Source organism: Stenotrophomonas sp. 96582_Sma, from assembly GCF_056480905.1.
In genome coordinates this window covers 907,116-928,079 of sequence record NZ_CM151122.1, presented here as the reverse complement: position 1 = coordinate 928,079, position 20,964 = coordinate 907,116, and the positions used below count along the sequence as shown (strand labels likewise).

General features: G+C 64.5%; 19 protein-coding genes and 11 tRNA genes. 5 read left to right on the top strand and 25 right to left on the bottom strand.

Features of this window, described 5'->3' with window-relative positions:
- Nucleotides 1-4 precede the first annotated feature (4 nt).
- Both rnhA and ACZK2R_RS04290 read right to left on the bottom strand, forming a co-directional pair.
- Nucleotides 5-457 carry a ribonuclease HI gene (gene rnhA, locus ACZK2R_RS04295; protein WP_032129326.1) on the bottom strand — a complete coding sequence of 151 codons (453 nt, stop codon included), beginning with the start codon at nt 455-457 and terminating at the stop codon, nt 5-7.
- Nucleotides 458-470: 13 nt separating this feature from the next.
- The gene (locus ACZK2R_RS04290; protein ID WP_121504044.1) at nt 471-1,115 is read right to left on the bottom strand and encodes a methyltransferase domain-containing protein; all 645 of its coding nucleotides are present in this window, start codon (nt 1,113-1,115) and stop codon (nt 471-473) included.
- Between the two features lie 11 nt (nt 1,116-1,126).
- Between ACZK2R_RS04290 and gloB the strand changes: the two genes are divergently transcribed.
- Complete coding sequence (gene gloB, locus ACZK2R_RS04285; RefSeq protein WP_032129324.1) at nt 1,127-1,891, top strand: hydroxyacylglutathione hydrolase; 765 nt, start codon at nt 1,127-1,129, stop codon at nt 1,889-1,891.
- Entirely contained in the window at nt 1,888-3,087 is a 1,200-nt protein-coding gene (locus ACZK2R_RS04280) for a lytic transglycosylase domain-containing protein (protein ID WP_071228862.1), read from the top strand. Before gloB ends, ACZK2R_RS04280 begins: the two co-directional genes overlap by 4 nt.
- Before the next feature lie 172 nt (nt 3,088-3,259).
- On the opposite strand, the gene ACZK2R_RS04275 is transcribed toward ACZK2R_RS04280, so the two are convergent.
- From ACZK2R_RS04275 to ACZK2R_RS04195, 17 genes are all read right to left on the bottom strand, one after another.
- Complete coding sequence (locus tag ACZK2R_RS04275) at nt 3,260-5,215, bottom strand: peptidyl-prolyl cis-trans isomerase (RefSeq protein ID WP_100437402.1); 1,956 nt, start codon at nt 5,213-5,215, stop codon at nt 3,260-3,262.
- Between the two features lie 182 nt (nt 5,216-5,397).
- Nucleotides 5,398-5,474 (bottom strand) — tRNA-Asp (locus ACZK2R_RS04270).
- 106 nt (nt 5,475-5,580) lie between these two features.
- Nucleotides 5,581-5,657: transfer RNA gene (locus tag ACZK2R_RS04265), tRNA-Asp, on the bottom strand.
- Between the two features lie 87 nt (nt 5,658-5,744).
- A tRNA-Asp gene (locus ACZK2R_RS04260) sits at nt 5,745-5,821 on the bottom strand.
- Between the two features lie 85 nt (nt 5,822-5,906).
- Nucleotides 5,907-5,983: transfer RNA gene (locus ACZK2R_RS04255), tRNA-Asp, on the bottom strand.
- 26 nt (nt 5,984-6,009) lie between these two features.
- A tRNA-Val gene (locus tag ACZK2R_RS04250) sits at nt 6,010-6,084 on the bottom strand.
- Between the two features lie 11 nt (nt 6,085-6,095).
- The gene (locus ACZK2R_RS04245) at nt 6,096-6,368 is read right to left on the bottom strand and encodes an HU family DNA-binding protein (protein WP_004146343.1); all 273 of its coding nucleotides are present in this window, start codon (nt 6,366-6,368) and stop codon (nt 6,096-6,098) included.
- A gap of 217 nt (nt 6,369-6,585) precedes the next feature.
- Nucleotides 6,586-9,036: an endopeptidase La gene (gene lon / locus ACZK2R_RS04240; RefSeq protein ID WP_049422624.1), complete on the bottom strand. Its 2,451-nt coding sequence runs from the start codon at nt 9,034-9,036 to the stop codon at nt 6,586-6,588.
- A gap of 142 nt (nt 9,037-9,178) precedes the next feature.
- A complete protein-coding gene (gene clpX, locus ACZK2R_RS04235) occupies nt 9,179-10,468 on the bottom strand; it encodes an ATP-dependent Clp protease ATP-binding subunit ClpX (RefSeq protein ID WP_032129320.1) in 1,290 nt (429 codons plus the stop codon).
- Nucleotides 10,469-10,594: 126 nt separating this feature from the next.
- Nucleotides 10,595-11,221, bottom strand: a complete 627-nt coding sequence (clpP, locus tag ACZK2R_RS04230) for an ATP-dependent Clp endopeptidase proteolytic subunit ClpP (RefSeq protein ID WP_004146318.1) — start codon at nt 11,219-11,221, stop codon at nt 10,595-10,597.
- Between the two features lie 76 nt (nt 11,222-11,297).
- On the bottom strand, nt 11,298-12,593 hold the full coding sequence (gene tig, locus ACZK2R_RS04225; protein ID WP_049400909.1) for a trigger factor: 1,296 nt from the start codon (nt 12,591-12,593) through the stop codon (nt 11,298-11,300).
- 189 nt (nt 12,594-12,782) lie between these two features.
- Nucleotides 12,783-12,867 (bottom strand) — tRNA-Leu (locus ACZK2R_RS04220).
- Between the two features lie 139 nt (nt 12,868-13,006).
- Nucleotides 13,007-13,372: a hypothetical protein gene (locus tag ACZK2R_RS04215; RefSeq protein WP_125894652.1), complete on the bottom strand. Its 366-nt coding sequence runs from the start codon at nt 13,370-13,372 to the stop codon at nt 13,007-13,009.
- A 246-nt stretch (nt 13,373-13,618) separates the two neighbouring features.
- A tRNA-Lys gene (locus tag ACZK2R_RS04210) sits at nt 13,619-13,694 on the bottom strand.
- A 198-nt stretch (nt 13,695-13,892) separates the two neighbouring features.
- Nucleotides 13,893-13,968: transfer RNA gene (locus tag ACZK2R_RS04205), tRNA-Lys, on the bottom strand.
- Nucleotides 13,969-14,047: 79 nt separating this feature from the next.
- Nucleotides 14,048-14,124 (bottom strand) — tRNA-His (locus ACZK2R_RS04200).
- Between the two features lie 168 nt (nt 14,125-14,292).
- The gene (locus ACZK2R_RS04195) at nt 14,293-14,517 is read right to left on the bottom strand and encodes a hypothetical protein (protein WP_049422622.1); all 225 of its coding nucleotides are present in this window, start codon (nt 14,515-14,517) and stop codon (nt 14,293-14,295) included.
- Nucleotides 14,518-14,952: 435 nt separating this feature from the next.
- Between ACZK2R_RS04195 and ACZK2R_RS04190 the strand changes: the two genes are divergently transcribed.
- Both ACZK2R_RS04190 and ACZK2R_RS04185 read left to right on the top strand, forming a co-directional pair.
- Nucleotides 14,953-15,873, top strand: coding sequence for a hypothetical protein (locus tag ACZK2R_RS04190; protein ID WP_180838321.1), 921 nt, complete (start codon nt 14,953-14,955; stop codon nt 15,871-15,873).
- Nucleotides 15,874-15,948: 75 nt separating this feature from the next.
- Complete coding sequence (locus tag ACZK2R_RS04185) at nt 15,949-16,377, top strand: hypothetical protein (RefSeq protein ID WP_180838322.1); 429 nt, start codon at nt 15,949-15,951, stop codon at nt 16,375-16,377.
- Between the two features lie 318 nt (nt 16,378-16,695).
- On the opposite strand, the gene ACZK2R_RS04180 is transcribed toward ACZK2R_RS04185, so the two are convergent.
- Nucleotides 16,696-16,772, bottom strand: a tRNA-Arg gene (locus tag ACZK2R_RS04180).
- A 39-nt stretch (nt 16,773-16,811) separates the two neighbouring features.
- Nucleotides 16,812-16,888: transfer RNA gene (locus ACZK2R_RS04175), tRNA-Pro, on the bottom strand.
- 180 nt (nt 16,889-17,068) lie between these two features.
- On the opposite strand from ACZK2R_RS04175, the gene ACZK2R_RS04170 reads away from it, so the two are divergent.
- Nucleotides 17,069-17,827: a Bax inhibitor-1/YccA family protein gene (locus ACZK2R_RS04170; protein ID WP_180838320.1), complete on the top strand. Its 759-nt coding sequence runs from the start codon at nt 17,069-17,071 to the stop codon at nt 17,825-17,827.
- Between the two features lie 60 nt (nt 17,828-17,887).
- On the opposite strand, the gene ACZK2R_RS04165 is transcribed toward ACZK2R_RS04170, so the two are convergent.
- The 4 genes from ACZK2R_RS04165 to ACZK2R_RS04150 form a co-directional block, all read right to left on the bottom strand.
- Entirely contained in the window at nt 17,888-18,637 is a 750-nt protein-coding gene (locus ACZK2R_RS04165) for a sulfite exporter TauE/SafE family protein (RefSeq protein WP_032129085.1), read from the bottom strand.
- A 25-nt stretch (nt 18,638-18,662) separates the two neighbouring features.
- Nucleotides 18,663-19,571 (bottom strand): LysR family transcriptional regulator, encoded by a 909-nt coding sequence (locus ACZK2R_RS04160; protein ID WP_032129084.1) that lies wholly within the window; start codon nt 19,569-19,571, stop codon nt 18,663-18,665.
- Nucleotides 19,572-19,624: 53 nt separating this feature from the next.
- On the bottom strand, nt 19,625-20,368 hold the full coding sequence (locus ACZK2R_RS04155; RefSeq protein ID WP_110711216.1) for a cysteine hydrolase family protein: 744 nt from the start codon (nt 20,366-20,368) through the stop codon (nt 19,625-19,627).
- A 161-nt stretch (nt 20,369-20,529) separates the two neighbouring features.
- The gene (locus tag ACZK2R_RS04150; protein WP_180838319.1) at nt 20,530-20,940 is read right to left on the bottom strand and encodes a hypothetical protein; all 411 of its coding nucleotides are present in this window, start codon (nt 20,938-20,940) and stop codon (nt 20,530-20,532) included.
- Nucleotides 20,941-20,964: the final 24 nt, after the last annotated feature.

Genomic DNA, 20,964 nt, shown 5'->3' with positions numbered 1-20,964 from the left:
GGGCTCAGTTTACCGGGCTGGCGTCGCGGATCTGGATCGCCGCGTTGCGGGCCAGCGTATCCACCCGCTCATTGTCCGGGTCGCCGGAGTGACCCTTCACCCAGCGCCAGTCGATCTGATGCCGCAGCGTGGCCGCCTGCAGGCGCTCCCACAGCTCGCGGTTCTTTACCGGATCGCCGCCAGCCGTCTTCCAGTTCTTGCGGATCCAGCCCGGCATCCACTGGGTCAGACCCTGCCGCACATACTGCGAATCGGTATAGAGCACGATGTTGCACGGCTCGGTCAGCGACTCCAGCCCGGAAATGGCCGCCATCAGCTCCATCCGGTTGTTGGTGGTGTGCGCCTCGCCACCGCTCAGTTCGCGCTCGTGGCCCTTGTAGCGCAGCAGCGCAGCCCAGCCGCCGGGGCCGGGATTGCCAAGGCAGGAACCGTCGGTGTGGATTTCGATGGTTTTCAATACAACTCCAGAATCAGGTAGCTACGGTGCCGTGCCAGCGCACCGGCAGCGGTTTCGGCCCAGGCAGGGCCAGCGTACGTTTTTCCGCATGGAACAGGCAGGCCGCGCGCAGCGGTGCCCAACCTCCGGGACGACGGCTGCCCGCACCGCGCCAGAGCGGGCCCAGGTAACGCATATCGTCGCATTCCAGCCCATGACGGCCGAGCAGCAGGCGGATCCGCTGTGGCGTGCGCACCACCAGTCCATGCTGGCGCCATCGCGTGCGATACGGACTGAACGGATTGAGGCTGCTCAGCCACAGATGGCCGCCCGGCATCAGTACGCGCTCGCACTCGTCGAGCAGCCGATCGGCGTCGGCCGCAGTGACATGCTGCAGCACGATCGCATTGACACTCTCATTGGCCAGCGGCAGCGGCAGCGCACAGCGGGTGTCGCCGGCATAGCCCTGTCCCTGCCGATACAGGCGCAGACCGCGTCCACCCAGCTGTGCATCGTCCAGCCAGGCTGCACTTGGTGCGATCCACAGCCAGGGCTGCGCCGGCAGCACCGACAGCTGCGGCAGCAGCAATTGCCGCTCCAGCACGCGCAAGGCCTCCGCCGGTTCGCTGTCGAACCACGGGGTCTGGCTCGCTTGACGGGTGCTCTGCAGCGCGGGCATGGTCCAATTCTATGCGACTGACTGCCCTGCCCGCATTTGCGGATAACTACATCTGGACGCTGATCGACAACGAGGGCGCTGCCGTGGTCGTCGACCCCGGCGATGCCGCGCCAGTGCTCGCACTGGCCGATCAGGGCCTGCGCGTGGACACGATCCTGCTCACCCATCACCACGACGACCACATCGGTGGCGTGCCGGCATTGCAGGCGCGTTTCCCCGGCGTGCGGGTCATCGCGCCGGTCGAGGAACGCATTCCCACAGCCACCGAGCGGGTCGGCGAAGGTGAACGCGTTCAGGCACTGGGCCGGACGTTCCACGTACTATCCGTGCCCGGGCATACCCGCAGCCACATCGCGTTTCACACTGCTGAACATCTTTTCAGCGGAGATTCGTTGTTCAGCCTGGGCTGTGGACGCCTGTTCGAAGGTACGCCGTCCCAGCTGCTGGCGTCGATGCGCAAGCTGGGTGCCCTGCCCGCGCAACTGCTGCTTTGTTGCGCTCATGAGTACACCGTGTCAAATGCCGTCTTCGCGCGGCATGTCGACCCCGCCAACGCTGCCTTGTGGCAGCGCCAAGAGGAGGCTTTGGCCATGCGCCGCGATGACCGTTCCACCCTGCCGGTAACCCTGGCCAACGAATTCGACTGCAATCCCTTCCTGCGTGTGCACGCTGCACCGATCCGTGCGTCGGTGTCGGCACACCTGGGCCGTGACGTCGTGGACGACGTCGACGTGATGGCCGGTCTCCGGCACTGGAAAGACGGCTTCCGCGCATGATGCGCCGAAGTCTGCCGCTGGCCCTGGGCCTTGCCCTGGGGCTGGCCGGAACCGCGGGCGCACAGTCGCTGGGCGCCGGCATCAGCCAGAACCTGACCGCGGCTGCGGCGCTGCCGCTGGATCCGTCCGCGCTGCCTGCGCCCTCGGTGCGCAATGGCCAGGAGATCTTCACCAGCTTCCGCGACGGTCTGGCCGAGCCCAGCTGCGATGCCGAGGCTACCAGCCCGCGCTGGCAGAAGCAGTTCGCCCACGCCCCCTCGCGCCTGGCCAACCAGGATGACGATGCGCTGGTGCTGTTCGGCTATGTGGTCGAAGAGCTGCGCAAGGCGAACCTGCCCACCGAATTCGCGCTGATCCCATTCGTGGAAAGCGGCTATCGGCCCAATGCCCGCAACGGCAGCGGCCCGACTGGCCTGTGGCAGTTCATCGCCACCACGGCGCGCAACCACCGCGTGCCCATGGCCAACGGCTACGACGGCCGCCTGTCGGCGGTTGATTCCACCCAGGCCGCGGTGCGCTACCTGAAAACCCTGCACGGCATGTTCGGCGGAGACTGGCGACTGGCCACCATGGCCTACAACGCCGGCGAGTACCGGGTGCTGCAGTCCATGCGCAAGGCCGGCATGAACGCGCAGAATGCCAAGCCGGCAGCCCTGCCGGGGCTGTCGCCGGTTACCCATGCCTATGTCGAGAAGCTGCATGCCCTGGCCTGCGTGCTGGAAGACGTGGAGGACCAGCCTCGCGTAATGGCCTCGCTGGACCGCACCGTGCCGGTGTTGAAGGACCACACCCTGCCGGCCGGCACCAGCGTCCAGCAGTGGGCCGCACAGCGCGCCCTGGACCCCGCCAGGATCGCCCGCCTCAACCCGGCCCTGGCCGCCGGCAACCGCGCCTCCGGAACCACCCGGGTCCTGGCCCCGGTCTCGGCCGCCAATGCGACGGTGACGGAAGCCGCGACCACGCTGGTGGCCAGCACCGCACCGGTTGCCACGACCACGCCGACGCCGCAGGTGGCCAAGGCCGTGGCCGCGATCGCCGACCGCCCGCGCAGCCGCCGCCACACCGTGCGTGATGGCGAGTCGGCCTGGACCATCGCCCGCCGCTACGGCATGCCGGTAAAGGCCCTGCTGTCGCTGAACGGCCTGAGTGGCAGCAGCGTGCTGAAGCCCGGCGCGGTACTGCGCGTCGAAGACTGACGGCCCCAACACCGCGGTATCTGCTCTCTGTAGAGTCGAGCCATGCTCGACTTCCGTTCGCGGGATGGTCGGCGCAAAAAGCAGTCGAGCATGGCTCGACTCTACATAGCCGCAAGCACAAAAAAAGGCCCGGCATTGCCGGGCCTTCTTCGATCCTGCCCCGCCGCGAGGCTTACAGGTTCTCTTCGGTGGTCTGGATCACGAACTTCCTGCGCATCGCCTCGACGTAGGCCTTGGCTGCGGCCATGCCGTCGATCTGGCTCAGCTGATCCTTGAGCTGCTTCTGCTGCTCGGCGGTCACTTCCTTGATGTCGCCCGGGTTGACCTTGTTCACTGCGAACAGCAGCGCGTGGCCGTTGACGTCGACCTTGCCGTAGCTCGGCTTGCCTTCCGCCGGCACCGGCGCACTGAAGATCGCGCGGTTGATTTCCGGGGTCGGCACCGGCTGGCTGCGCGGCAGGCCCGGCATCGGGCTCAGCTGCAGCTTCTCGCTGGCGGCCAGCGACTGCAGGGTGGCACCAGCCTTCAGCTTGGCCAGCACGGCGTCGGCGGCCTTGTCGCTGGCCTGGCGCTGGCGGTCGGCGCGGATCGCGGCGATCACCTGTTCACGCGCCTTGTCCAGCGGCGTTGCCTGTTCCGGGGTATGCGCGGCAACGCGGATGACCACGCTGTGGTTGGTGGCACCGCCCAGGGCGATCGGGTCGCTGGCAGTACCATCCTGCACCAGCACTTCGGAGAAGGCCGCACGCAGCACAGCCGGATCGGTGGCGATGCCACTGGCGGTTGCGCGGGTGATCGGGCCCAGGGTCTGCAGCGGCAGGTTTACTTCCTTGGCCGCAGCAGCCAGATCACTCGGGCTCTTGTTGATGGCATCGACCAGGTGGCCGGCCAGCTCGTTGAAGCCGCGCTCGCCGTCGGCCTTCAGCTGCTCGGCGGCCAGCGTGTCACGCACTTCCTCGAACGACTTGCCTTCGCCGCCACGCACCGCGGCGACCTTGATGACGTGGTAGCCGAAGTCGGTCTTGACCGGGCCGATCACGTCACCCGCCTTGGCGGCGAACAGGGCGTCTTCGAACGGCTTGACCATCGCGCCACGCTCGACCCAGCCCAGATCACCGCCCTGGTCCTTCGAACCCGGGTCTTCCGAATTGGCCTTGGCCAGTGCAGCGAAGTCGGCACCCGCCGCCTTGGCTTCGGTGGCGATCTTGTTCGCCTTGGCTTCGGCACCGTCACCGGTGATCAGGATGTGCGCGGCCTGGCGCTGTTCCGGCGAAGTGAACTTCGCCTTCTCGTCCTCATAGCGCTTGCGCAGGGTCGCTTCGTCGGCCGCGGTCGGTGCCGGCAGGTTGGCGCCATTGATCTCGACGTATTCCAGCGACACGCTTTCGGCCTGGCGGAAATCCTTGCCGTGGCTGTCGTACCACTGCTTGATCTGCTCATCGGTGACCGGCGCGGTATCGGCCGGAACCTCCGGCAGCGCGGCCAGTTCGACGTCGCGGGTCTCACCCAGCAGCTTCAGCAGGCGCTCGGTCTCGGCCTGGGTGACGAAGCCCGAATTCTGCAGGCCCGACGGGATCACCGACTGCTGCAGGCTCTCGCGCACCAGCTCCTGGAACTGCGTGGGGGTACGCGGCGGATTGCCACCGGCCAAGGCCAGGCGGTAGTTGTTCTCGTTGAACTTGCCGTTCGAATCGAGGAAGGCCGGGATGGTGGCGATGTACTCGCGCACCGCGCCATCGCCGATCACAACACCGGCCTGCTCGCCCACCAGGCGCACGACCTGCTCGTCGATCAGCTGATCGAGCACGGCCATCTTGTTTTCAGTGCTTTCGAACGCGCGCGGGTCGAAGTTCTCGCCCTGCTGCTGGCGCTCACGCATGCGCTCCTGCTCGAAGCGGGTGCGGAAATCCTGCGCGCTGATCTCGTGGTGCTGCCACAGCATGCGCACCGGCCACCACGACGGTGCCGAACGCCACCAGGTCGGAGGCGCGGAAACCTTGGCCACGTTCTGTGCGCCAACGCCACCCAGGTAGCTGTTGTCGATCACGAACAGGAACGGAATCATCAGCAGCCCCAGGATCACGGTGACGATCCAGCCTGAGGTCTTGTCGCGGAGTTTCTGCAGCATGGTGAGGAATCACAAGGCCTGATTGGCGAGCCCGGCAGTGTAACCCGCTTCGTCGCAGGGACCAAAAGCAGCGCCGGCGCGGCCTGCGCCGATCTCCGCGGACCTGTGCCGTCAGCACCTCGGCAGGCCTGCCGCAGGGCACAAAGAAAAAGCCCCCGGCTTGCGCCGAGGGCTTTTAAAGTTGGCGGAGCGGACGGGACTCGAACCCGCGACCTCCGGCGTGACAGGCCAGCATTCTAACCAGCTGAACTACCGCTCCGCGCTGAAACTTTGCAGGCGCCCAGTATATCCGAAGACTCCCTGGAAACCCAGCCCGATGAACACTTTTTTCAAAGTTTTTTCACAGGGACTTAAGAATTCTGCAATGGCGGAGCGGACGGGACTCGAACCCGCGACCTCCGGCGTGACAGGCCAGCATTCTAACCAGCTGAACTACCGCTCCGTTCTTGCAAAAACCTTTTCGCCTTCCTTCCGAACCTGTCGGTGAGAAGACAAGGCCCCCAGCTTTAGGCCGGGGGCCTCGATGTAGTGGCGGAGCGGACGGGACTCGAACCCGCGACCTCCGGCGTGACAGGCCAGCATTCTAACCAGCTGAACTACCGCTCCGCATTGTTGCTATTTCCTGTTTTCCCACCGGCCTGGACCAGGGAGAAAACAAAGCCTCCAGCTTTTGGCCGGAGGCCTCGTTGAATGGCGGAGCGGACGGGACTCGAACCCGCGACCTCCGGCGTGACAGGCCAGCATTCTAACCAGCTGAACTACCGCTCCACACTCAAACTTTTACCGCGGTGCTGTGGTGGGTGCTGAGGGTTTCGAACCCCCGACCCTCTCCGTGTAAAGGAGACGCTCTACCGCTGAGCTAAGCACCCCAGCGAGCCGCTTAGTTTACAGCATCCTTCAGGGCCTTACCAGCCTTGAACGACGGATTCTTCGAAGCAGCGATCTTGATGGTGTCGCCGGTCTTCGGGTTGCGGCCGGTGCGGGCAGCACGGTCGCGGACCTGGAAGGTACCGAAGCCAACCAGGGTGACCGCATCGCCGTCCTTCAGCGCCTTGGTGACGGCAGCAACGACGGCATCGACAGCGCGGCTGGACTCGGCCTTGGTCAGGTCGGCAGCTTCAGCAACGGCATCGATCAATTCGGTCTTGTTCATTCTCTACAACTCCTTTGGCGGTGGGTTCCGCTTATTCGACAGGGAAGCAACCGCACGCCTTCTGCATGCGGCCGCCATGTGGAAACGGTTCGCCGATTCAGTCATCGCTGACAGCGATCACTCATTCGCGAGTGCTGCTTTTATACCAGTGGCCCTACCCCCACGCAAGCTGGAAAGCCAGCAACGACGCGGGTTTCGGGCCATCGGACAGCGCGCGTCAATGCTTGACGCGCGCGCTTCCACTCGGTTTGGCCTTGCTGCGCACCGTGACACGCTGCGCACTCTTGCGCGCCTTCTTCGGTGCCAGCGGGCGCTCCAGCGCCAGGTCCAGGACTTCTTCGATGTACTTCACCGGCACGATCTCCAGATCGCGGGTGACGTTGGCCGGAATGTCTGCAAGGTCCTTGCGGTTCTCTTCCGGAATGATGACCGTGCGGATACCACCGCGCAGTGCGGCCAGCAGTTTCTCCTTCAAGCCACCGATGGCGGTGACACGACCACGCAGGGTGATCTCACCGGTCATCGCCACGTCGGCACGCACCGGCACCTTGGTCAGCATCGACACCAGCGAGGTGACCATTGCCGCACCGGCACTCGGTCCGTCCTTCGGCGTGGCGCCATCGGGCACGTGCAGGTGCACGTCGTGCTTCTGCAGGAAGTCGCTGTCGATGCCAAAGCCCACGGCGCGCGAACGCACCACCGACAACGCCGCCGACGCCGATTCCTTCATCACGTTGCCGAGCTGGCCGGTCAGGATCAGCTGGCCCTTGCCCGGCACCAGCGTCGATTCGATCTGCAGCAGATCGCCACCGACTTCGGTCCACGCCAGGCCGGTGACCAGGCCGATCTCGTTCTCTTCCTCGGCGCGGCCGAAATCGAAGCGACGCACACCCAGGTACTTGTCCAGGTTCTTGCTGGACACGCTCACCAGCGCCTTGGACTTCTTCGCGCCCTTCTTCGCCTTCACCGGCTGCGGACCGGCCAGCGCGATCTCCTTCACCACCTTGCGGCAGATCTTGGCGATCTCGCGTTCCAGGTTGCGCACGCCCGATTCGCGCGTGTAGTAGCGCACGATGTCCTGGATCGCATCGCTGCCGATCTCCAGTTCTTCCGGCTGCAGGCCGTTGGCCTTGATCTGCTTCGGCACCAGGTAGCGGGTGGCGATGTTGAGCTTCTCGTCCTCGGTGTAGCCGGGGATGCGGATCACTTCCATGCGGTCCAGCAGCGGGCCGGGAATATTGAGCGAGTTCGAGGTGGCCACGAACATCACTTCGGACAGGTCCAGGTCCACTTCCAGGTAGTGGTCGTTGAACGCGTTGTTCTGCTCCGGGTCGAGCACTTCCAGCAGCGCCGACGACGGATCGCCACGGAAGTCCATCGACATCTTGTCGATCTCATCCAGCACGAACAGCGGGTTCTTGCTGCCGACCTTGTTGAGGTTCTGCACGATGCGACCCGGCATCGAACCGACGTAGGTACGACGGTGGCCACGGATCTCGGCTTCATCGCGAACGCCGCCCAGCGACATGCGCACGAACTTGCGGTTGGTAGCCTTGGCGATGGACTGGCCGAGCGAGGTCTTGCCCACGCCCGGCGGCCCGACCAGGCACAGGATCGGGCCCTTCATCTGCTTCACGCGCGACTGCACCGCCAGGTATTCAAGGATGCGCTCCTTGACCTTCTCCAGGCCGTAGTGGTCGGCGTCGAGGGTGTCCTGCGCGGCCTTCAGGTCCTTGCGCACCTTGCTGCGCTTCTTCCACGGCACGCCCAGCAGCCACTCCAGGTAGTTGCGCACGACCGCCGCTTCGGCCGACATCGGCGACATCTGCTTGAGCTTGTTCAGTTCATTGCGTGCCTTGGCTTCAACCGCCTTCGGCATGCCGGCTTCGGCGATCTTGCGGGCCAGCTCTTCCAGCTCGCCTGGTGCGTCGTCCAGGTCACCCAGTTCCTTCTGGATGGCCTTCATCTGTTCATTGAGGTAGTACTCGCGCTGGCTCTTCTCCATCTGCGACTTCACGCGGCCGCGGATGCGCTTTTCCATCTGCTGCACGTCGATCTCGCCATCGACCAGGCCGACCAGCATCTCCAGGCGGTCACCGACGGCCAGCGTTTCCAGCAGGCGCTGCTTGTCGGCCAGGCGCACGCTGATGTGCGCAGCGATGGTGTCGGCCAGGCGGGCCGGCTCATCGATGCCCGACAGCGTCTGCAGCAGCTCCGGCGGCAGCTTGCGGTTGGTCTTCACGTACTGCTCGAACAGCGACATCAGCGAGCGGGCGATCGCCTCCACCTCGCGTGCTTCGCGCTCGTCGGTGGCGTCGATCTCCACGGCCTGGCCGTGCAGCGAGCCGTTACGCTCGTCGACGTGGGTGACCTGCACGCGCGACAGGCCTTCGACCAGCACCTTGATGGTGCCGTCGGGCAGCTTCAGCAGCTGCAGCACCTGCGCCAGCGTACCGACCTGGTAGAGGTCGGCCGCATGCGGGTCGTCGGTCTCGGCCGACTTCTGCGCCAGCAGCAGGATGCGCTTGTCCGCTTCCATTGCCTGTTCGAGCGCGTGCATGGACTTGTCACGGCCGACGAACAGCGGGATGACCATGTGCGGGAACACCACTACGTCGCGCAGCGGCAGGACCGGCAGGTCGAGGGTTTCACTTGGGGAACGGGCCATGGGGGCTCCAGGGAAGGGGAAAACCGCCTCCGGGAGGGCATCTTCCGGAGACAAAAAAAGCCGATGGCCCCGTTATGGGGCCATCGGCTTTCAGATGCAAGGCATTCCTTGAAAATCCTTTCCAATCAACAACCTGGAAGGATCACTCGGCGCCTGCGGCCTTCTGTTCAGGGGCCGCCGGGGTCTGGTAGATCAGGTACGGCTCGGACTTGTGCTCGATCACCGACTCGTCCACCACCACCTTGCTGACGTTTTCCTGCGACGGCAGGTCGTACATGGTGTCCAGCAGGACCGATTCGACGATGGTGCGCAGGCCGCGTGCACCGGTCTTGCGCTTGAGCGCCTTCCTGGCGATGGCCGACAACGCGTCCGGACGGAACTCCAGCTCGACGTTCTCCATCTCGAACAGCTTCTTGAACTGCTTGGTGATGGCGTTCTTCGGCTCGGTCAGGATCCTGATCAGGGCCGGCTCGTCCAGCTCCTCCAGGGTCGCCACCACCGGCAGGCGGCCGACGAACTCGGGGATCAGGCCGAACTTGATCAGGTCTTCCGGCTCGACTTCGGCCAGCACCTTGCCCACTTCCTGCTTGCGCTCGCTGCTCTTCACCTTGGCGCCGAAGCCGATGCTGCCGACGTCGGTGGAACGGGCCTGGATCACCTTGTCCAGCCCGGCGAACGCGCCGCCGCAGATGAACAGGATGTTCTTGGTGTCCACCTGCAGGAATTCCTGCTGCGGGTGCTTGCGGCCGCCCTGCGGCGGAACGCTGGCCACGGTGCCTTCGATCAGCTTCAGCAGGGCTTGCTGCACGCCTTCGCCGGACACATCGCGGGTGATCGACGGGTTCTCGCTCTTGCGCGAGATCTTGTCGATTTCATCGATGTAGACGATGCCCTGCTGCGCCTTCTCGACGTCGTAGTCGCACTTCTGCAGCAGCTTCTGGATGATGTTCTCCACGTCCTCGCCCACGTAACCGGCTTCGGTCAGCGTGGTGGCGTCGGCCATGGTGAACGGCACGTTGAGCAGGCGGGCCAGGGTCTCGGCCAGCAGCGTCTTGCCCGAACCGGTCGGGCCGACCAGCAGGATGTTCGACTTCGCCAGTTCGACGTCGTCGTTCTTCTGCCGGCTCTCGATGCGCTTGTAGTGGTTGTACACGGCCACGGCCAGCGTGCGCTTGGCGCGGTTCTGGCCGATCACGTACTGGTCGAGGACCTCGAGGATCTCGCGCGGTTTGGGCAGCGAACTGCGCGCCGACTGCGCCTTTTCCTCAAGTTCCTCACGGATGATGTCGTTGCACAGCTCCACGCACTCATCGCAGATGAATACGCTCGGACCCGCAATCAGCTTGCGCACTTCATGCTGGCTCTTGCCGCAGAAAGAGCAGTAGAGGATCTTGCCGGTGTCCGTGGAACGACCTTGGCGGTCTTCGCTCATGCTTCGCTTACCCAGTTACCCCACCCGCTGAACGGGGGTTCGATTCGAGAATAGCACAGGGCCGAGGGGACACCAGTCCCGCCCGACCCTGCAGGAACGGGGCCTCCATGGCCCCGTGATGGCCGGTCAGCCGGCCTGGATCGACTCGTCCGGACGACGCTCCAGGACCTGGTCGACCAGACCATAGGCCTGCGCCTCGAAGGCGCTCTTGAAGTTGTCGCGCTCGGTGTCGCGGGCGATCGTCTCCAGCGACTGGCCGGTGTGCTTGGCCAGCACCTCGTTCAGGCGCGAACGCAGGGTCAGGATCTCACGCGCGTGGATGTCGATGTCGGTGGCCTGGCCCTGGTAGCCACCCAGCGGCTGGTGGATCATCACGCGCGAGTTCGGCAGCGCATAGCGCTTGCCAGCTTCGCCCGCGGCCAGCAGCAGGGCGCCCATCGAGGCGGCCTGGCCGATGCAGGTGGTGCTCACATTCGGCTTGATGTACTGCATGGTGTCGTAGATCGCCATGCCGGCGGTGACCACGCCACCCGGCGAGTTGATGTAGATGTTGATGTCCTTTTCCGGGTTCTCCGACTCCAGGAACAGCAACTGCGCCACCACCACGTTGGCCATGTGATCGTCGATCGGGCCCACGAGGAAGATCAGGCGCTCCTTCAACAGGCGCGAATAGATGTCGTAGGCACGCTCGCCGCGGCTGGTCTGCTCGACCACCATCGGAACCAGGTTCAGGGCTTTGGTTCGGTTGTCCATTACGTGAGGTACCTATCTTGGGGGGCAACAACCCCGCGCCGGCAAAGGCGCGGGGCATCCGGTGATCCGCCCGGGCTTACTGGCGGATCGCGTCCTGGAACGACAGCTTCTCTTCGGTGTGCTGGGCACGCTCGGCGATCCAGTCGATCACCTGCTCTTCCATCACACGGTTCTGCAGGCCAGACATCAGCTGGGGGTCGTTGCGGTACATCTCAATGACCTGTTCCGGCTCTTCGTAGGTCGAAGCGATCAGGCGCATCGTTTCGTTCAGGCGCTTGGCTTCCAGGCGCAGGTCGTTGATGCGGGCCACTTCACCGACCAGCAGGCCGACCAGCACGCGCTTGGCGGCCGCTTCCTTGAAGCCTTCGTGGGCATCGGCCGGGATCTCGCCGACGTTCTGGCCGTTGCGGCGGATCTGCTCGACCTGCTGGGCCAGCATGGCGCGGGCTTCGTTCTCGACCAGGCGCGGCGGCATTTCCACCGACGAGTAGGCGGCGATCAGCTGCTCGCCCACTTCGCGGCGCAGGCGGTTCATCAGAGCGCCCTTCAGCTCGCGCTCCAGGTTGGCGCGGATGTCGCTGCGGAACTGCTCGACGTCGCCGCCCTTCACGCCGAAGCTCTTGATGAAGGCTTCGTCGACCGCCGGCACGACCGGCTCGGACACTTCGGCAACCTTGACGGTCACCTGCACGGTCTTGCCGGCCAGCACCGGCACGCGCCAGTCAGCCGGGAACTCGACGTCCAGGGTCTTTTCTTCGCCCTTGGCCAGGCCGACCAGGCCCTTTTCGATGGTGTCGAACATCATGCCCTGGCCGAGCACGATCGAACCCTTCTCGGTGCCCTCGGCCGGCAGGCGCTCTTCGCCGGCCTGCGACCAGGTTTCCACCGCGACCAGGTCACCGTCCTGCGCGCCACGGCTGACCGGGGCCCAGGTACGACGCTGGTTCTGCAGGTTCTCGATCATCTGGTCGATGTCGGCGTCGGTGATCTCGGCACTGTGGCGCACGACGGTCAGCTTGCTGACGTCGATGTCGCCGAAGTCCGGCACCACTTCCACGGTGGCCACGAAGGAGAATTCACCCTCGTCGCCCTTGTCGATGCGCGGGCTGCCGACGATGCGCAGGTCGTGCTCACGCACGGCGGCATCGAAGGTTTCGCGCAGCAGGCCGTCCAGCGCCTCGCCACGGACCTGCGCGCCGAAGCGCTGCTCGATCACCTTGGCCGGCACCTTGCCCGGACGGAAACCCTTGATGCGGGTGGTACGGGCGATTTCGCCCAGGCGGCCGACGATGTGGCTCTGCAGACGCTCTTCCGGCAGCGAGAAGCTCAGGCGGCGTTCCAGGTTGCCGGTGGATTCGATCGAAGCTTGCATGTTGACTCCTGCCACCGGTGGCCCACGCCCCCGGCTCGATGATTGGGATGAAACGGTTGTAAGGACACGACGTCTGGGACGCGCCTGCTTGCCGCAGCCCTTTAGTTTCGCCCAATTCGGCCTGCACTGCCAGCGCGTGCCGGTCAAGGGGGCGCAGATGGCCCGATCAGGGCGGGGACAGGCCGGCACTGGTGCGAAAGGGGGGACTCGAACCCCCACGCCTTGCGGCACTGGAACCTAAATCCAGGGCGTCTACCAATTCCGCCACTTTCGCGTGGCCGGCTCAGGCGTTCATTGTCGCAGGCGGGGGCTGGAAGCGGAAGGCCTGCACAAAACTGAATCTGCCGCGATGCGCGCGGCCCCTGCATCGCTGCCGCCCCGGCGGGCGCACCACCCGCCAGGACGACTGCGGCTTACTGCTGCGGTACAGCGCGGGCCGGCGCCATGCCGGCATGTTCGGCGGGCGCCTCCCCCTTGCGGATCTCCACGCCCCCGTCATCGGTGCGCCGCAGAGCCACCGACTCCGGCATGGCCTTGCGCACATCCACCGAACCGTCCGCATTGCGCTGCACATCCACCGCGTCAGGCAGGACCTCCGCTTCCGCAGGCTGAGCCGGCCGCATCTGCATGGCGTCACCCACCGGGCGCGCCGGAGTGCTCTCCGTGCCCGCATCGCGTTCAACGGTCTTCGCGGGATCATTGGCTGGCGCGCAGGCAGCCAGCGCCATCAACGCGAAGGGAACCCACAGCGTGCGGTGCAATCGATTGATATCAGCCATCAACATCTTCCTTCGTGCATGCGCCATCGGCGCGGAAGATCCATTGGGTGCGATACAGGACGCGATGCGGTGAGAAGCAGCGCACAGCATTGAAAACACTGATGACGCGTATGTCCCTGATTTCAGCATCGCTTCAGTAGATTCACGCCATGCGCCGTTTCAGCAGATCCACGCCATGCGTGGATGAAGCGCAACCCGGCGTGCAGACAAGAAAAAAGCCACTTGGATGACCAAGTGGCTTTTGTCTGGTGGGCTGTCAAGGATTCGAACCTTGGACCTATTGATTAAGAGTCAACTGCTCTACCAACTGAGCTAACAGCCCGAAATCGGGGCGCGAATTATGACCCGATCCGCTCGGTGGGTGCAAGCACTTTTTTCAACATCGTTGAAACCAGCACTGCGGTCCCGCTGCATTGCAGATCCACGGCCAAGCGGGGCTCTGCAACCCGTGATCCATCGAAACGATGGGAGTCACACTTATAAGAAAAAAGCCACCTGGGATACCAGGTGGCTTCTGTCTTGGTGGGCCGTCAAGGATTCGAACCTTGGACCTATTGATTAAGAGTCAACTGCTCTACCAACTGAGCTAACGGCCCGTGAAACTCAGACGCACATTGTAGCGTGCTTTCTGTTTATTGCAATACCGTTTCGGCTGCGCCGATGCGGTTGAATCAGTGGGGTGGCTGAGGGGATTCGAACCCCCGACCACCGGAATCACAATCCGGTACTCTAACCAACTGAGCTACAGCCACCACTGAAACTTTCGCTCCACCGCCGATGAGGCTGACGCTGGACCTTGATGCTTTGCTAGCGGGTGGAACCAGAAGTCCGTCCCCCGAAGCGAGTCCGGCATTTTCCGGGAGTCGCGAAGGAATTGCAAGCACTTCTTCACATTGATGTGCAGGGGCCGGAACAGGAGATCAATGCTGCTCCGCCGAGGTCACGCGCGCGATGTCCGCATGCCCATCCAGGAATGACAGCGTGGCCTCCCCTTTCGGCGTGACCTGCAGCTGCAGGCGTGGCTGGCCCGCTCCGTCGAGCAACTGAAACATCACGTTGCGCGACTGCGTCCTGCCAAGAAGCACTCGACGGGTAATCGCTTGCACACCCTGCGCGTGCAAGCGCTCATCGTCGGCCCAGAACATCGGTCGCAACTGTCCATCGGCGACATCGTTTCGATCACATCGAACGACGTGTTGCGTTCGGCCGTCACCTCCATCAGCAGGCCAGCAAACGCCCGCAAGGCGACAGCACCGCGGCAGAAGGTAAGCCGCCGTTGGCGCCTGCGCCGCCGATGTACTTCGATCAGCACCTGCTTCACCTCACCCACGCCGTTCGAATCTGCATCCATCCCGAGCTAGAGAAGGCGCGTGCCGCACGCACCGGATGTCAGGCGCTGGCGAACAGCCCGCCCGTCGTCGGGCACGCCCCGAGAGCATGAACGCTTAGTGAACAAATCGTGAATGAATCTCAAATAGGGATGGGGGAGATCCATTCATACAACGTTAGCTGCAGGACATGGAACGCAGGGCGCGCGTTTGCAACCATGCCGATTCCTGCAATGAAGGTGAGATCAATAGATGAGCAAGCGGCTAATCGGATTCGTCGCGCTGGCAGCCGTGCTGGCAGTGGCAGCCGTTGCAATGTCCGGCTACCGGCAGCAGGCAACTGCGGATGCCACGGCAGAGGAATCCGGGAAGAGTGGCAGCCTCGATGAACGGCCTGACCAGGGAAGGCACCTTCCGGCGTCAGGTGCGGCGGCCGCGCAAAGGCTTGAGCGGGACAACAAAATCCCGCCGGGCTCGTACAAGGCCGTGGGCCCCAAGGCCTACGAAATCGTAAGAGGCAATGAGTTCCGGCCTCCCGGTGACGCGCTTGCCCACGTCAAGCAACTGATGCTGCGCTCCGAATCCGGAGATGCCACGGCAACCTACGAAATCTATCGAACCATCGAGCAATGCCAGACCTTCATCTCGGATCGCGCTGACAAGCTGGCGGATTCGGCCACCACGGTCGGGGCCGGCAACTGGTTCCTGGAGCGGTCGGAACGAATCCTCAAAGAGTGTGAGTCGCTGGCTCTGGATCAGGACATCTATCACGCCGATTGGCTTTCGAAGGCCGCCGCCATGGGCTCGCAGGAAGCGATGCGCGCCTACTCGCGATCGCCGGAGAAAGTCATCGGTTCGCTTGATGACGCAATCCGTGATCCCGCGGCGCTCGAGGCGTGGAAGGACACCGCCACCGGATATCTGCGCGAACTGGAATCACAAGGGAACGTCAATGTCATCAGCGACATGGCGATGGCCTACACCTATGGCGGCATCGTTCCTGCGGATCCCGTTGCGGCCCTGGCGTACACCCGCGTCCTCAACCGGCTGGACCCACGTTTTGCCACCACCAATGACATTGCCAACCATGAGAAAAACCTGAGCAGCCAAGAGAAAGAGAAAGCCCGCATTTCATCGAACGAAATCTTCAAGAACTGTTGCATCCCACGATAAGGACCTATTGTGAAAGCTAGACTGATTGGGATTATCCCTTCGCTTGGTAGAAACTCCATTCCCGCCATTGCAGGCGTGCTGCTGTTCATGGCGGCCGGGAGCCTTCAAGCGAAAAAGCTTCCTGGCGTCATCAACTGCACCGCCGGATGCACGCTGACAACCCCGTATCCCGATCCGGTGACCAACCAGCAGCTTTCCCAAGAGGTCCAGAAGCTCAATGACGGCCGGACCACGGTCTGGACTGCCCAGACGCGCGTCCAGACCGGCGATGTCCTGACCGTCTGCAACGGTATTTCCTGCGTCAACTACACGTGGCGAGGTGCAGGTTTCGACTCCGGCGAAGTGATTTCGACCGTCCTCCCGCCCAACTCCCGCGGCGGTGGTGGTGGTGGCGGCGGCGGTGGCGGCGGTGGTGGCGGCGGCAGCGGCCCGATCAGCGGCGGCTGCCACGGCAACTGCGGCGGTGGCGGCAAGGTGCGAGTGGGCGAACTGGAACAGATGTGATCCATCCGGGGTGCACTCGACCAGAGTGCATCCATCGCGACATTGAAAAAGGCCAGCGCATAGCGCTGGCCTTTTTTCTTTGCCGGGTGCATTGCCCCATCCCAGGCGGCGCTGCTCAAGCACCTGCGGAGTGAGCCGATCGACGTCAGACGCCGGTCAACCGCAACCGGAATGACATCACGTCGTGCGACTGCACCCCATGCAAAGGGTATCTTTCATCGGAAAAGAGGAAGGTGGAATGCTCGCCACCCAGGGTCGTGCAGCCATCGAATGGGAACCAATGTTCACGGATGTGAGCACTTAAACCATTGATTCCAATGGCGCGCCCGACAGGAATCGAACCTGTAACCGCCGGCTTAGAAGGCCGGTGCTCTATCCAGTTGAGCTACGGGCGCCCGAACCGGAACGGTGTCCAATCCGACGTGATGTGGGATTGGTCGGGGTAGAGGGATTCGAACCCCCGACATCCTGCTCCCAAAGCAGGCGCGCTACCAGACTGCGCTATACCCCGGTCTTGCAATCCCCTCGGGCCATGCCCGGGGAGCTGGTCATTGTCGCCAAGCGCATTGGGAACTGTCAACGCAGGATGCGTAGATCCGGCGCCTGCCACAACGCCGAAAGCAGTCATCGGCTATGCTCACGCCCATCGGCCGGATGGCCGTCCTGACCCTCATTCGCACGGAGAACGCGTATGCGCAGCGGCAACCCGGCTCTTTCCGAGTCCACCTTCCTCGACCTCGCCAGTGGCTCGGTGGTGACCAGCCCCGACCAGGCCATGACCCTCAACGGCACCGTCAACAAGACCGGTTTCCTGCTGCTGTTGACCGTATTAACGGCCGCTTTCGCCTGGAACCAGACCATCGGCGACTACGGCCAGGTCTTGCCCGGTGCCAGGCTGTATGCCATGGGCGGCGCCATCGGCGGCCTCGTGCTGGTGCTCATCACCGTCTTCAAGAAGGAATGGTCGCCGGTCACCGCACCGATGTATGCGCTGGTGGAAGGCCTGTTCCTGGGCGCCATCTCGGCCGTGTTCAACGCCAAGTTCCCGGGCATCGTGTTCCAGGCGGTGCTGCTGACCTTTGGCACCCTGTTCGCGCTGCTGTTCGCGTACCGCAGCGGCCTGATCAAGGCCACCGAGAACTTCAAGATGGGCGTGGTCGCCGCCACTGGCGGCATCGCCCTGCTCTACCTCGCGTCGTTCGTGCTGGGCTTCTTCAACATCGACGTGCCGGTGATCCACGACTCCAGCTGGCTGGGCATTGCTTTCAGCCTGTTCGTGGTAGTCGTGGCCGCGCTGAACCTGGTGCTGGATTTCGACTTCATCGAAACCGGTGTCGCCCAGCGTGCACCGAAGTACATGGAGTGGTATGGCGCATTCGGCCTGATGGTGACCCTGGTCTGGCTGTATGTTGAATTCCTGCGCCTGCTGTCGAAGATCCAGCAGCGCTGAGCCGAAACATGCCGTAGACGACAAAGGGCGCCCTTCGTGGCGCCCTTTTTTGTTCTTCCCTCAGCGCGCCAGCAGTACCGGCAGCGACGACGCCAGCAACGCGATGCCTGACGCGGTCAGCAGGCCCAGCACGACCTGCCGGAAGCGTGCCTCGCTGATGCCGATGTAGACCCGCGCGCCCAGCAGGGTCGGCACCAGCATGGCCGGTGCCACGATGGCGAAGTACGGCAACATCTGCCGGCTCACCAGGCCGCTGCCGACATAGGTGGCCATGGTCACCGCCAGCATCGCCAGGTTGAAGTTCTGGATGACCGCGCGCTGCTCGTCCTTGCCGAAGCCTCGCAGGGTGCTCCACAACGTCGGCACCGGCCCGGCAAAGCCGCCGATGCCACTGAGCACGCCACCGGCCATGCCAGCAATCGCATCACCGATACGGCCGCCGACGCGGACCGGAGGCAACGAGCGCGCCATCAGCATCACCGGGCACCACAGCGCCAGGAAGCCACCCAGCAGCGCCTTGAACCAGTCCATGTCCAGCCGTGGCAGCACCGTCACGCCCAGCGGAATGCCGGCCAGCCCACCCAGCACGAACGGCAGCAGCAGGCGCAGGTTGAAACCGCGGCGCACGGTGAACACTGCGACCAGCTGCCCGACCAGCGCACCAAACACCGAAAGCGTCGCCGCCAGCCGCGGCTCCAGTCCCCACGCCCAGAACGACATCGCCACCATGCCAAAGGCGAAGCCGGACAGGCCCTGCACGAATCCGGCGACGATCGCGCCCAGCGCGACCAGCAGATACACCGACTCCATCACCACCTCGGTTGCTGCCGCGCGACTACCCCGCCGCGCCCACCTGTGCAGCGTAGTGCGCCGCAAGGTGCTCGACCAGCGCACGCACCTTCGGCGCCAGCGCCCGCGCGTGCGGATACAGCGCGAAGTAGCGCCGCTGTCCGGCGTGCCAGGCGGGCAGCACGCGGATCAGGCGGCCGGCACGCAGGTCCTCCTGCACGGTCAGCGCAGTGAACAGGCTGATGCCCATGCCAGCCAACGCAGCGGCATACAACGCTGGCGTCGCATCCACCCGCAGGCGCTGCCCCGCCTCGATGCTCGCGGCGGCACCGCGTGGCCCCTGCAGCTGCCAGGGCGACATCGCCGCTGTGGGACTGAAACCCAGCAGCGTGTGCTGTGCGAGGTCCGAAGCCTGCCGGGGCAGACCGTGCCGCGCCAGATAGGCCGGTGCGGCGACCAGGATGCGTGGGCAGCTGGCCAGCTCGCGGGCGACCAGCTGGCTGTCCGGCAAGGAAGGCGCGATGCGCAGGGCCAGATCGAAGCCACCCCCGACCACATCAACCAGCTGGTCGTCGGCGGAAAGATCCAGCGTGACCTCTGGATAGCGCTGCAGGAACGACGGCAACCAATGCGGCAGCTCCTGGCTGGCGACCACCTGCGGCACGCTGATCCGCACGGTGCCGCTGGGCTGTGCCTGCCCTGCGCGTGCGCGGTCATCCGCCTCCTGCAGGCGATCCAGCAGCGCTGCCGCCTCGCGGTAGTAATCGCGACCGGCTTCGGTCAGTGACAGCCGGCGGCTGTTGCGATCGAGCAGTCGAACCTGCAGATGTTCTTCCAGCTGCCGCAGTTGCCGTGACATCGCCGAATGGGTGGTACCCAGTCGTTCGGCGGCGGCGGTGAAACTGCCTGCATCGACGATGGCGCGCAGCGCACGCAGGGCGGCGAAATGGTCCATCGGCGGGCGGCTCCAGGTGGCGGGGCCCGCGGCGTGCGGGCCCCGTCAGCTTATCAAGCGCCGTCGCCGGCCTTGCGCACCGGCAGTGCCAGGATTGCATCGGTGCCCAGGACGTCGCCGAAGGTGTCTTCAATCTGCGCCAGCGAGGCGTCATGCAGCGCGCGATGACCGATGCGCTGGCCTCCGGCAAGATCCAGATCACGGCTGGCAGTTGCATCGGACGACACGATGACGCGGTAGCCACGCGGTGCCGCTGCGGCATCGCGGGCGGCACCGGCCACGCAGGCATGGGTCTGCAGGCCGGTGACGATCAGGGTGTCGATGCCGGCATCCTTCAGCACCTGGTCGAGCACTGCGGCCGAGTCACCGGCGAACACGCTGACGTTGTCCTTCTGCACCACGGTCTCGCCCTTGCGCGGCTGCAGGTCGCGATGGAAGGCGGCATTGACGCTGCCCTGCGCGAACAGCGGCGCACCCGCCGGCAACACGTGCTGTACATGGATCACGCGGATGCCGTGGGCATCGGCGAATTCGACCACCCGCTTCGCCTGCCGCAGTGCGGCCACGCCATCGGGGATGACCATACGGCCACCGGCGAAGCCCGGCGCAGCGCTGCCGTCGAAGTATTCGTTCTGGAAGTCGATCACCAGCACGGCGGTCTTCGCCGCATCCAGCGAAGCCACAACGGGTGCGCCAGCCATGTGGCGAATGGTGGGATGGGCCGGTTCGGCAGCGGTGACGGGGGTAACGGTGGCCATGCCGATCAGGCTGGCCAGACCAAAGGCGGTGAGGTTCATGTTCAAGCTCCTGTGCGGTGGAAAGTGGGCACATGATGCGGAGCGGACGGCGCACGAACCAGCCATGTAAAAGCACATGATCTGTGCAAATTTCGCACAGAATGTCCTTGTAGCGTCGAGCCATGCTCGACTACGCAGGAGCAGTCGAGCATGGCTCGACTCTACTGGGCCAGCTTGACCACATTGAGTCGCACGATCATCGCGTGGTCACGACCCAGCACCACTTCGGCGGTATTGCTGCCCGCGCGCACGGCACGTGCAAGGCCCGCCGGATACTTCACTGGGACGCCGGCCAGGGTCTGCACATGCTGGGCCGGAGAGATCCTGCTCCTGATCACGAACTCGGCACAGCTGCCTTCGAGCAGATACACAGGCGATCCTGCCGGAAATTCGATCAACCGCAGGATGCGCGCCTCGCCCTCCTGCATGCTGCGGAGGGGCGCCCCCTGCGTCCGCAGGCGGCGCAGCGCGCGCTGGGCGCGGGACCACGGCCAGTAGAAGATGGCGTAGATGGCCACGCCGACAGCATAGACGGCAACGGCCGCCACGACCCACACGGCCGCATCAGGCATCTGAAAAAATCCTGTCGGTGAAAA